This is a genomic window from Pedobacter sp. 01N416 (assembly GCF_056399685.1).
In genome coordinates this window covers 1-12093 of sequence record NZ_JBFTRT010000321.1, presented here as the reverse complement: position 1 = coordinate 12093, position 12093 = coordinate 1, and the positions used below count along the sequence as shown (strand labels likewise).

Here is a 12093-nt window from a genome sequence, read left to right as displayed (position 1 = left end):
GAAACATTCATCAAAAGTGAACGGTAAACATTGCCATTATTATTAGATTTGTAAAAGTCGTATTGAAAGACGCATTTTTTCCCCATTCCGGTAATAGAATCGATCAACGGAACATTCGAGGTCGGAGCATTATGGTAATAAAAATTTAAGCCCTGTTCATAAGCTACATCATCCCACCCACCATAGGTAACCCTGGAAAGGTTAATAGCAAAAGTCCAATTGGTAATGGCAAAAGGATATAATGTTGTATTGCTTGTTCCCTGACTGAGCGCAACCCGATCAGTCCCACCAGTAAAAGAAGGTTCAGTATAAAAAAAATCTAAACCAGCGCCTCCAATATCCTTTATACTTGTCAGCTTCCAGGCAGCAACATAACTGATTCCATTCTGGAACTGCTGGTACTCACGCTTAAAAAAATTGATCGCGTTTGGATTTGAAGAATTTGTAGCTTTCCTTGCTGTTTCTAAGGCGGCAAAAACATACTTTGTACCTGATGCGGTTGTAATTACAAAACTTTTAATCCTCCCGTAGCTCGAATAATGCTGAGGCACCGATGTTTCAAGATCATAGGTCACCTTAATATCCATATATGGAATTGTTCTTACGGTATGGTCTGCATCAAACACAAGCTTACAATCAAGCCCCGGAGCACTCACAACAAATACATCAGGCTCAGTATCAGAAAGATCAGAAAAGTTAGCATTGATATATCCGAGGTCTGTAGCCTCATCCGCACAGGTCGACTGATTGTTATCGTTTACAATATTAAAAGCATTGATCTTTGTCCCATTCGTATTGCTGAGCCAGCCTAAACGCTGATTTCCCTGATCATCCTTTTGTGTTTCATCAGGTAGCCCCCTCAATTGGCGATAGATTGCTCCCCCAGCCTGCAGGTTCCAGCCAAGCCCTGCATTTCCCTCGGCCTGTTTCACTTTGATTCCGCTACCATTGTAGAAAACACTGATAGGCATAGAAATTTTTCCAATCTGTAACTGGTGTAGCGGAATACTCACACTAAACCATAGAACAACGGCCGAATGTCAAGAAAAAAACGAAATGTCCCTAAACTTTTTGACGAACGATCGCTTTTTTACCATGAACGCCTTTTTATAGGTGACGAAATTTAACAACGAAATATCATCCGTCAAAAGAAACCCGATAAGGGCCACCGGCGCGGGCTTCGGCTATCTAGTTCAATCGATGCCCAGAATTGGAGTGGTGTAGCAACTCCATCAGAAATGGCGCTTCTCTATGAAAATGATGTGACAAAAATAAAACTTCAGTAAACAATTGGAATTCCACTTGAGACTTGCGCCAAAATTCGCTTGCACAACGAAATGATGAACCTACTATCAATAATAAGTACAGCCTCATTATTCACTCACGGCACAACTTAAACCAGAGCAAGGTTAATCAAACTCCAACTGGCCTAAAATAACAAAGCCCAGCATTTCTGGACTTTGTCACAATTATATTTATTTATCACACGCCACAGTCGTGCGCCAGCGAGGGTATTCTATCTATTTGAGATTAGCTTGTTTAAGCTGAATATCAAACTTATTTCTATATAATACACATCATCAGAATACACATAACAATATTCAGAATCAGCAATTGAAAATGCTTTAATCAATAATTCTGAATCAAAAGCAGTAATATTATCTGAAAGAATTTCAGATTGTCCTTGAACTCCTGGAAAAACCTCTCTAACTCTGTTTATTAAGTTATCTGATTTCTCTAAATCAATGTATTCTAGATCATTCAAACCAGCAGCAATAAACATATCTTCATATTTTTTCAGCAAAAACTTTCCCTTATTTTTTCTTTTTAAGAAATCTAGCTTGTTATTTATCATATAATTTTTATTAAATATGCTTTGGTTGGATAAACCATAGCATATTGACCCCTCTTCACCAAAAACAAATAATCAGCAAGATCCTGATTTATAGCTAATTTCGCTATATACTAAAATTGGTGGGATGGGGTCAATCAAATTGGTTTATGCACCCTATCTCCAATTCACAAGACTACGGATAGATGGGGATAAGTTAAAACCGATTACCAAATGACAGTCCAGTATATTACAGTTCTTTTTTCTTTACTAATAGCAATCCCCTTTGAATAACCATTTTGCCATTGTTTTGGCATTTGATAAGCAGGTTTCATGTTAAATTCTTTTAACCAGGAATTTATTTTTTTTGCTTCGAATACATAAATGGTGAAGGACGTATCTAATCCAAAACTCTGATTGCCATTATTCCCCTCGTAAATAATGAAATTTGGAATAGGAAGTTTATTATGGTAGCATTCTTTATCAAGAAGTGTACTATCTTTAATATCAGGCAACTCATAATTATCCATTGTCTTTTTTGTTTCAAAACGATTAACAATCAACAAACATGAATCTAAATAATYGTAAGTAGCAACTGCCTGTTTTTGAGATCTATTTCTAACCAATTTTAATTCCTTTTCGGGTAAACCGTATTCATATAACATGAATGCTACATCATTTTTTGATTCATACCTATACGAAAAAACACGATTACTATCCGATGAAGAAGAAACTTTTTCTGGAAACTGATCAACGAATTTTTTTTCGTAATCCTTTTTCTTTTCAAGATAAAACTGGCCAGTATTTGGTTGATTCTGGCCGCAGCCATTAAATACACTAACAATCAATAAAATAAAAACTACACTTATATTTTTCATGGTTTGTAAATTTAACTAAATTGGGTCTAAAAAAGCTTAGAAATAAACTTCAATAGAAAACCAATTTTCGATGCTGTTGGCTGCTTATTCTCATAATATTTAGCTGTAGCCCTTATGCTTTGCCCAATAGGTTTGTTTATGCTATAATTTATTTTTGAACTTGAACTCGCTGAGCTAAAAGCACTAAGCTTCGAATTATTTCCTGATGAAACCTCCATAACATCGTATTTCAAATTTACAAGGCTTGGCAAAACATATGTTAACTTTGTCTTACCAATTTGAGATATTTCTGAAATAGTCGTTTTAATATTTTCGTTCCCATCCATTCGTCCCCCACTAACGAATTCCTGTTCCTTAACCGTAACATTTTCTACTGCACTATACCCATTCTGCGCCATAAAAGATTTTGAATTCTCAATAACCAGAATACTTTGACTTAATGAATTTTCATAAAGTCCTTTTGGGTTATTACCAAACATGTTATCTGGTCCAAAATTTTCTAAATTTTTAGCAGATATCCCAAAGCCAAATTTATCGAGAATTTCTTGTGTCATATTCTTTATACCCCTAAAATAATACACACTACCATTTGAATTATCCACAAACCAATCTGGAGGATGGTTTCGATTTTGCGAAGAATTTTGGCTTTGCAATTGGCGAACCGCATTTTGAGCATCTTCGTTATATAACGTTTCCATTCCATTTGGATCCATATTATTTATCGGACTATTGTCAGTATAGGCATATGGATTAACTGAATGAAACTTTTCCGCCAATGGATCCACCACATTCCACCTGCCTATCTCAGGATCGTAAAACCTTGCCCCATAATCTAACAGTTTAGAAGGTATTTTTCAATACCACGAATTTGTCATTCAATTTATAATCCAACAGAACCGATCTATTATTTATCGGCTTACCACTTTTAACATTATTTATCGTAAGTATATACTGACCTATTTTATTTCCATTTACGATCTTGAAATAATTTATACTACCATTATTATTGTAATCAACGATGCTATGGATATTTCCAAAACGGCTATTGAATTCATAATGAAGAATCGCCTTGCCTAATCGATCGAGTTCAAAAATGTTAAAGTAAGACACTTGTACCCCAGTTCCTGATGCTGATTGCCCTTTACCAATAAAACATAGATACTTTTTACTATTCCTGAAAATCATGTAGGCAGATAAAGAAAGAGGATCAACTTTATTTTGCAGATGGAATTTTTGCAAGCCAAATACAAATAAATCTTCGTGATTACCTTCTTGACTAAAATAATTAATGGATTGCGCTACTTCTTTGGATTCAATTTTAGCTACATATTTATTTATACCTTTGGTTGTTTCAAAAAGCAAAAGTTCACATTGAATTTCTTTGTTGACAAGAACTCTAGATTTTGACAAACTAATATAAACGCCTTCAATACTTTTTACTTGTTGACGCTTATTAACATGGTTTTGATCATTTTTAAGTCCTTGAGCGTTCACATAACCGAAAAGTGAACATATTGCAATTATCTGGATTATTATTATAAATTTTCTCATAATATTTAGTAACGCCTTTCTCCCGATGCTTTAATAAAAGAATTAGTTTTTTTCATGAATGTTGTACCTCCATGTGCTGCTGTTGTTTCCCATCGATAAGAATAACTGCCTCTTACTCCAGTTGCCTTTCCACTGCTATTGTAATAGTGAGTTGTAATTGGTGCACCGTTAACAGTCTTACTACCTAACCTTTGCATATCATGTGATTGATCAGTAAACAACAAACCGCCGGTGGCTCTTTTTTCTGCACTAGAACCTATATCTGAACCCGCCCAATGCGTCGCGCCATTTGAATAATCTACTCCACCATTTACTGCATTTATTGCTCCCCCTATTGCTGTCTGCATAAAGGTGCCATTTCTTTCGCCGTTACTGGCATCGTTAAATTGGGTAGTTCTTGGATTACCATCTGTTGCAGCAAAAGCAAAGCCTTTTATAGTGGACGAAATCGTTGCATCATCACCTCTCGCTTCCTTATTATTCATAATTGCACTGGCGATCCCGTATACTTCTTCTTTAACATTTGAAGTCCCGGATTCTCCATAAGAAGTTGATGCCAATTGCATTAATTCATTATTGCCAACTTCTAGCTCTGTAATTCCTGACTTCTTTATAGCATACCCATCGCCTTGTTTGGTATATGAGCCATCCTTGGCAACGTATGCTCTATCATCTTCAATATGATCAGTTCCTAGCCATTTACCATCAGTACCATAATAATCACCAAACATTCCATCCGGATCGATAAATAAAATAGGATTATTGAACGCATAGGTATAGGTAGACCATCTCCTTCCTTTCTCCGCCAACGGATCCACCACATTCCATCTTCCGATCACCGGATCATAGAACCTAGCGCCGTAATCGTACTGTCCTAGCTCTTCCAGCAACTCCTTACCATTATAAAGAAACTCCACGACAGGGCATCTGGAGCAATTAAAGCCAAGTTAATTAAACTTTTACAGAAACAAAGCTCGGCAGTTTAAAAATTGCCGAGCTTTATTATGTAAGTTACATTTTGGTCTTAACGAGATGCTAAGACCAGTAGGGGGTATAACAAAGCTCTACCAATTGAGCTTTTATTGTTTTAAGTTAATTCCTTTAATGCTTGAATAGTTTCATCAGTATCACAATTTTCATTAAGTCTTTCACTTACTAATTTCATAAAAGAATCCGAAGTAAGGCTTTTTTTGACAAGGTTTATATCTTGAATGAAACCTTCAATTAAAAACCAATCTTTGTCAGTCATAATTGATTTCTCTTCTTTGGTCCCAACTCTTGACCAACCATCAATATCCCCATTGAAACGCTTATATATTCCTATTTTATCTATTGTAATCATGGCTTAAAGACATTATGAAAGATTAAATTATTTTTCCCATTCAATAATGGATACTCAACAGTTCGCCAAACACTATTTAATCGTACTCCTGTAGATGCATTTTGGAATACGTGGACTGAACCTGTTGCTCCTTTTGCATAAGCCGAAGATAACCGTTGCCACATTGGCCCTGCTTTTTCCCAAGGCATACCTTGTGTTAACTTTGTCAAATTCTGCCCTGCTCTTGTCATTTCCAATGTAGTCATTCCATTTACCTTAGCATAGTTCGCGGCTGCATTCATTGCATCTTCACCACCTGACCAAAACACTCGTCCTCCTCCTGTAGCGGCCTTAGGAGCTGATACCGATGCCCCATGGTATGCACCAACCATCCAATCACCTCGAATTTCAGTACGAGCATCAGCAATCATCTGATTATTGTATGCGCCTATTCCATCCCTATCTAGAACATCCAATGCATTTGCCTGACGACTATATGCTCCTCCTGATAAAACATCATAAAAAAACTTAGCTAAAGCTCCTGTCTGGTCTTTGGGAACGATACTGGTCAATCCACTAGTGGATGAGGTAACTTCCTCCCCCGTCTCACTGTTAGTAGCTGTTCCGTTTGCGTTTAAATTCACAATCCCACCATCACTTGATTTTACAGCACCTGCTTCTCCAACATGCCTGTATCCATCCTGTTCCCCAGTACCATCGAACCATTTAACGGTTCCCGTTACATTTGATTGGTACCAATCCCATCTCCCRTCYGGGTCTATTCTRTTRATAGGATTATTGCTAACAAAATGATACGGCGTCATTTCAGCTCTCCCATCCGCCAACGGATCCACCACATTCCATCTGCCAATCACCGGATCATAGAACCTAGCCCCGTAATCATATTGTCCCAGTTCTTCCTGCAACTCCTTGCCATTGTAAAGATATTTATTTGTTCCGCCACTTGCAACCTTCCTTAAACCAAAAGCATAATAATCATCCCGCTGGATCGGTTCCACCAATCCCGATACCGGGTTCTTCTTAAAACTCGTCCGCACATTGCCCAGGTGGTCAGCCTGGTTGTACTCATAACTGTAAACACCGCTACTGTTCCGCGCGATCCCCTCTTCGGTCTGGATGAAATCAATAGATCCATCAGATTTGTAAACAATTCCCTCAACGTAATCTGTTGTGCCCGTGCTGGCACTTACYTTTTTAAGTTTCCTTCCTCCCGCGTCGTAGGTATAGGTCACATTCTGGTTCCCGCTCACCTGTACCGGAAGGTTCAGGTAATTGTAGCTGATCGTGTGATCGATATGGTAATCATTGGTCGCGAAGTTATCCCTGTTCAGGGCTTTGATATTCCCCATCACATCATAGCTGATGCTCTCTCCCAAGCTGTTTCCGGCACTGGACACCGTCAAACGGTTCAGCCTGTCATAAGTGTAGTTAAAGGTATTAGCTCCCCCGCCATTGGTATAGGTCTGGCTTGAGATATTACCATTATACTGCGGGGCACTGCCACTGTTATAAGCCAATGTAAAATTGAACAGCCCGCTAGCCTGACTGGTCAGCCAGCCACGCTCGTTATAGGTAAAGCCAGTATGCTGCGCAAAACTCACATCATCGGTACTATGCTGTCCCTTATCGATCAATTGCCCGATCTCATTGTAGGTCAAGTTCGATAACGTGACCCCTTGCCCCCCATTGATCTGGGATTTCGTGGTTTTCGTCCTGCCCACATGGTCGTAGGCATATGTGTTGGCAATAGTGGTACTCACGCCGTTCCCCACATGCACACGGGTAGTCTTCTTTAAGCTCCCATCAAAGTTCCACTCATTGTCTACCACATCAGTACCCTGATTGACACCGTTCAGGTGGTTTTCGCTTTTGGTCGTGATMACCCTTCCTTCGTTATCATAATAGTTTACGCTCAGCAGCATCGTTCCTGTACCCAGTACGGTTGTACGCGTACCGGTCAATAAGCCTTTGGTACGCCCACCGCTAACCTGCGGCAGCACCGGTGAACCCATGGTATTGTCATAGAAGTTATAATCGTCGTAATAGTTGACCGTTAGATAGGTACTGACCCCGACATTAGGATAAGCATTATTGGTGTATCCCATGCCTGAGGAAGACCCTGGGGCTTTGTCTTCCCATAGAGGATAGGTCTGTGCATTCAGGTTATCCTGGAAAATAGCCCTTTGCGCATCATCAAGATAAATACCGGTCATAATAACCCTTCCAAAAGCATCATATTTGGTAAAAATCCACTGGTAAGATAAACGTTGCTGTGCGTCCTGGGTAAATATTACCTGATCAAGCTTATTGTATACCARGTATTCCCAGCCCTTGCCCGGAATCTTTTTCTCAGTTAACCGTTTCCGGCCATCATAATGATAACCATAAATGAAATCCTTGAACACATCATCTGATTCGGTAAAACCATCGATCTCAGCGGATAACCTGTCGGTATTCAGGTTTACTGCCGGAGGCAGCACATAACGCAAATTACCCAGGTCATCGTAAACATAATAGGTGGAAAGACTTTTAGTAGCTGTTTCCCAGGCCCGCTTTAATACCACCCTTCCCTCCAGGTCCTTATATTCATCTGTTGTACCCGTCTTTACATCCCCAGGCACCCAGTTCTCATCTTTTACCGTCGATTTATAAAGTTTGCCCGCATCATAATAACTACTTCCAGAACTCGCACCGGAACTGTTCACCGTCCATTTCCTCACATCGCCCGCCACATTGGTCCCGTATTCACTCACCACGGTACGCCCAGTTCCAGGCTGCCAGGCAGCTCCCGGAGCACCCCGCTGTTCCACCCGGTTCAATGGTGAAGCCTCGAACACCGTTACACTGTAAGGGTTTGGTGTTTTGACCACATTAGCGTCCCAGCCCGTGCTGTTATTGTAATAGTTCGCCTGCTGGGTCAAAGCATCCGCTTTATAACCCCCGTTGTTTGCCGACTGCGCAGCATAAGGCAGGTATTTTACTGTTTCCCTCCCATAGGCATCATAGGCCACAGGCTGCACAATATCTTTCCCCCCAGGGCTCGCCTGTACCTGCACGGCCTGCATCGGCCTGCCCAGCCCATCAAGATACTGGATACTACGGTTAGCCTGGGCAATGGAAAGACTACCCACCTGCGCAAGTGTAATTACATCTTTTTCACGCACTGTGGTCTCCATAATAAAGTTCTGGTCACTGCTCGGCTGGATGCCCGCAGTACTTCCACCTGTTACCGTGATGTTCAGCGCAAAGGCAGAACTGCTCTGACTGGTATTGTAAGCCGTGATATAATAATTGGCTGCAGCGGAGGCTGTCGTTGGAACCCCAGTGATGTTACCGTTGGCATTGCTGAAGTTCAGGCCCGCCGGTAGCATTGGCGCAACCGTAAAAGCAGCTGTGGCGATCTTGCGGATATAGAAACTCCCGATTTCCGCCACATAAAGCGTACCCTGGCTGTCGATGCTCAGCCCGTAGGGCGAGCTCAGCCGCACGCCCGAACCCGTACCGTTTACCGTACCCGCGGAGGTCGTGCCTGCAAAGGCCGACACATAACCCGAAGCATCGATCCTGCGGATGGTATGGTTCTGCTGGTCGGCCACATAGATATTGCCCGAAGCATCTATCGCCAGGTTATTGGGATACTGGAAAGTGGCAGAGGTACCGTAACCGTTGGCCGAACCCATCGATCCGTTGCCCGCAACCGTACTCACCGTACCCCCGCTGATCTTGCGGACCATATGGTTCAGCCGGTCAGCCACATAAACATTGCCAGAGGCATCAACCGCCACACCCATCGGGTTGCGGAAAGTAGCCGATGAGGCACTGCCATTGGTAGCACCTGCCGTGCCCGTACCCGCAAAAGTACTCACCACACCGGCCGGAGTGATCACGCGGATCCTATTATTCGAATAATCCGCCACATAAAGGTTGCCCGAGCCATCAAAGGCCAGGCCGATCGGGCTGTAAAAACTTGCGCCAGTCCCTGTACCGTTAGCAAATCCCGGTGACCCGCTGCCCGCAAAGGTAGTCACCACCCCTGCCGGGGTGATCTTCCTGATCCGGTGGTTCTGCTGGTCGGATACAAAGACATTGCCCGAAGCATCTACCGCAAGTGCCGAAGGGTGCTGGAAGCTTGCCCCGGCACCAGTTCCATCCGTAGACCCCGCAGATCCAGAGCCCGCCAGTACGCTCATGGTACCCAATGGGGTAACTTTTTGAATCTGGTTGTGGTCCGAATCGGCGATGTAAACATTGCCTGCTGCATCTACAGCCGTGTTCAGCGGGTTATACAGCCCGCTGCTGACGAAAGTAGTGGTCGTCTGCCCGCCGGCTGACGCCGCACCCCCGCTAACTGTTGGGGAAAGTGTAGAGATAGCGCTCCCTGTACTATAGCTCTGGCTCGAAGGCGAATAGCTGACCGAAAGCTGTGCATGGCCCGCAAGGCTTGCACAGAGGGCTAAAAGCCCGGTAAATATGCTGGTAATCTTTATTCTTATTTTCATCTGGAGAGGCATTAATGCGTTGGCACTTTAATACTGTCTGTGGGCAGACCTTTACGTTTTCCTTTGGGCAGTTTCAATTCCTGTTGCTGACTAAAAGCCTGCATTTCGGCCGGCCTCCGTCCCCTGATGGAGGCTGCCATCTTTTCCCGCTGCTGGGGGCTAAGCAATAGCCTCAGCACAGCTTGGTGGCGCTCTGAAAGCGCCTTTAGCTCCATGCCCCGCTTCTGGCCACGGAATGAAGTATCCCGCAATACGCGGGTAACCTGCTGGCCGTATTTCTCCTGCTCTGCCAGAAGTTGCAAAGACTGTTCCGGGTTCAGCCCCAGCTCCTTTGATAGCACTTCCTGACGCTCTTTTGTTCGCATCGCTGTAAAGGGCTATATAGAAATCCGCATCAGTACTACTACCGTCACTTGTCGGGCTCGAAACCGAATTCTCCACCTCAACCCGCGCATAAACCGGCGAAGGCGCCGGAGGTGTTGTCGTCCCTCCACCTGCATTACAGTCCGTAACCTGGCCCGCATAGTTATAACAATAGGTCTTGACAATGTTATTATTCTGGTCACGGACCAGTTTCAACCGCTGGAAAGCATCGTACTCATAATAAACCGTCATCCCCTTCGCATCCGTCTGGCTAACCATACCAATCAATGGTTTATATACATAGCTCGAAATAAATGCATCGGGAAGATTGTTCCTCAGCGGCAAAAGAAAGTTATCAATCGCAGTCTTGTCGGGACTAGCCTGATTGCTGAAGCTACTCACCGCACTGCTACCCCCCAATAACGACTCTACTGTCGCATAATCTGCGTTTTTGATCTCCGCAATTGGAAACTGGGAATTGTAACTGTAGAGGTAACTTATTTTTGATCCGTTCTCCTTAGAGATCGTTAATGGATTCCCTTTAGTATCATAGTTGTGATAGCGCAAACGGGTCTCATCAGTTCCCGTAGCCATATTCCTTCCCTCTACAGTACTCGGCGCAATTATCGAATTGCCCCAGTCGCTGTAATTGGTCCGGGTTGTACTAAGGATATTTGTCCCCAGGATATCGTTCTTGTAATTAACCTGTTCTATCACCGGAGACCACTTATGGTATAGATTTACCATGTCCGCATAGGGCTGCTGTCCGATAAAATCGTGCGGATATTTAAAAACACTAATAACGCTATCGCCGTTACTCTTGTACATCTTGGAATTTGTGGGGGCATCCAGGAGGTTATTTGCATATTCAAACTTAGTTTTTTCAATCACTCCGTCACCACTCGTCACCGTTTTGGATATGAGTCTTCTGTATCCCGACTCAATATAATAATCGCCATAGTTATAAGGCTCACCTCCATATTGAACCAGATAATAATCTGCATCCTCAGGAATGCGGAAGTTTGGCCTGATAGCGCAGCCATCAAGATTATATTCCACATATCTGTCATACTTGAATCCCCTAACACTCTCTCCGGGCAGATCCTGGTATTCATAGTCTTCAGCGTTCACCAGATCGTAATTACCATTATTATTCTTATAATATGCTTTTCCAATCAGGTTACCAGAGGTCCAGTCCTTGAACGGCTTTAGATATTGCTTATAGCGTATCGGGTCATTAAAGCTATAAAAGTCGATATAACCGTTGCTTGGATATGTCGTTTTCTCAGCTGGCGTAAAATCGTAATTATAGCTGATTTTCCCGACATTTTGCTGTCCATTACCGATATATTCCGATACCTGATCATATACCACCGGACTGCCATGCGGGCTGATATTAAAAAGGGGATCACTGAACAGGTATCTTCTCCTGAACTGACTCCAAGGGGTTGTAGAAGAACCAAACGGAGCCAGGTCGGGGACCAGTCCAGCTACAGAATAGGAATAATCCTCCACATTCCCTGGCAGAAAGTCTATGTTCCAGCCTGGATATTCATATGTCCTGGTTTCAGGGGTACTTGTTGGACTGGCATATTTCGATATGGTTTTAACCCTTAGCCCACCTACATC

The 12093-nt window shown here is 42.6% G+C and carries 8 protein-coding genes and 1 pseudogene; all 9 read right to left on the bottom strand.

The features are described from left to right. The coding region (locus tag AC1DND_RS17370) for a hypothetical protein (protein WP_477583501.1) at positions 1-1013 on the bottom strand (1013 nt) is incomplete at its 3' end. A gap of 503 nt (positions 1014-1516) precedes the next feature. Beyond that, positions 1517-1855 (bottom strand): hypothetical protein, encoded by a 339-nt coding sequence (locus tag AC1DND_RS17365; RefSeq protein ID WP_477583499.1) that lies wholly within the window; start codon positions 1853-1855, stop codon positions 1517-1519. A gap of 203 nt (positions 1856-2058) precedes the next feature. Further along, positions 2059-2709, bottom strand: coding sequence for a hypothetical protein (locus AC1DND_RS17360; RefSeq protein WP_477583497.1), 651 nt, complete (start codon positions 2707-2709; stop codon positions 2059-2061). A 26-nt stretch (positions 2710-2735) separates the two neighbouring features. Then, positions 2736-3422 carry a hypothetical protein gene (locus tag AC1DND_RS17355; protein WP_477583503.1) on the bottom strand — a complete coding sequence of 229 codons (687 nt, stop codon included), beginning with the start codon at positions 3420-3422 and terminating at the stop codon, positions 2736-2738. A gap of 127 nt (positions 3423-3549) precedes the next feature. Further along, entirely contained in the window at positions 3550-4260 is a 711-nt protein-coding gene (locus AC1DND_RS17350; RefSeq protein WP_477583495.1) for a hypothetical protein, read from the bottom strand. Positions 4261-4988: 728 nt separating this feature from the next. Then, a pseudogene (locus AC1DND_RS17345) lies at positions 4989-5174 on the bottom strand (RHS repeat-associated core domain-containing protein); the annotation flags it as partial. Between the two features lie 173 nt (positions 5175-5347). After that, positions 5348-5602 carry a hypothetical protein gene (locus AC1DND_RS17340; RefSeq protein ID WP_477583493.1) on the bottom strand — a complete coding sequence of 85 codons (255 nt, stop codon included), beginning with the start codon at positions 5600-5602 and terminating at the stop codon, positions 5348-5350. Then, positions 5599-10101, bottom strand: coding sequence for a DUF6443 domain-containing protein (locus AC1DND_RS17335; protein WP_477583492.1), 4503 nt, complete (start codon positions 10099-10101; stop codon positions 5599-5601). The genes AC1DND_RS17340 and AC1DND_RS17335 overlap by 4 nt, the downstream gene beginning before the upstream one ends. Before the next feature lie 159 nt (positions 10102-10260). Beyond that, on the bottom strand, positions 10261-12093 hold a 1833-nt coding region (locus AC1DND_RS17330), incomplete at its 5' end, for a hypothetical protein (protein ID WP_477583490.1).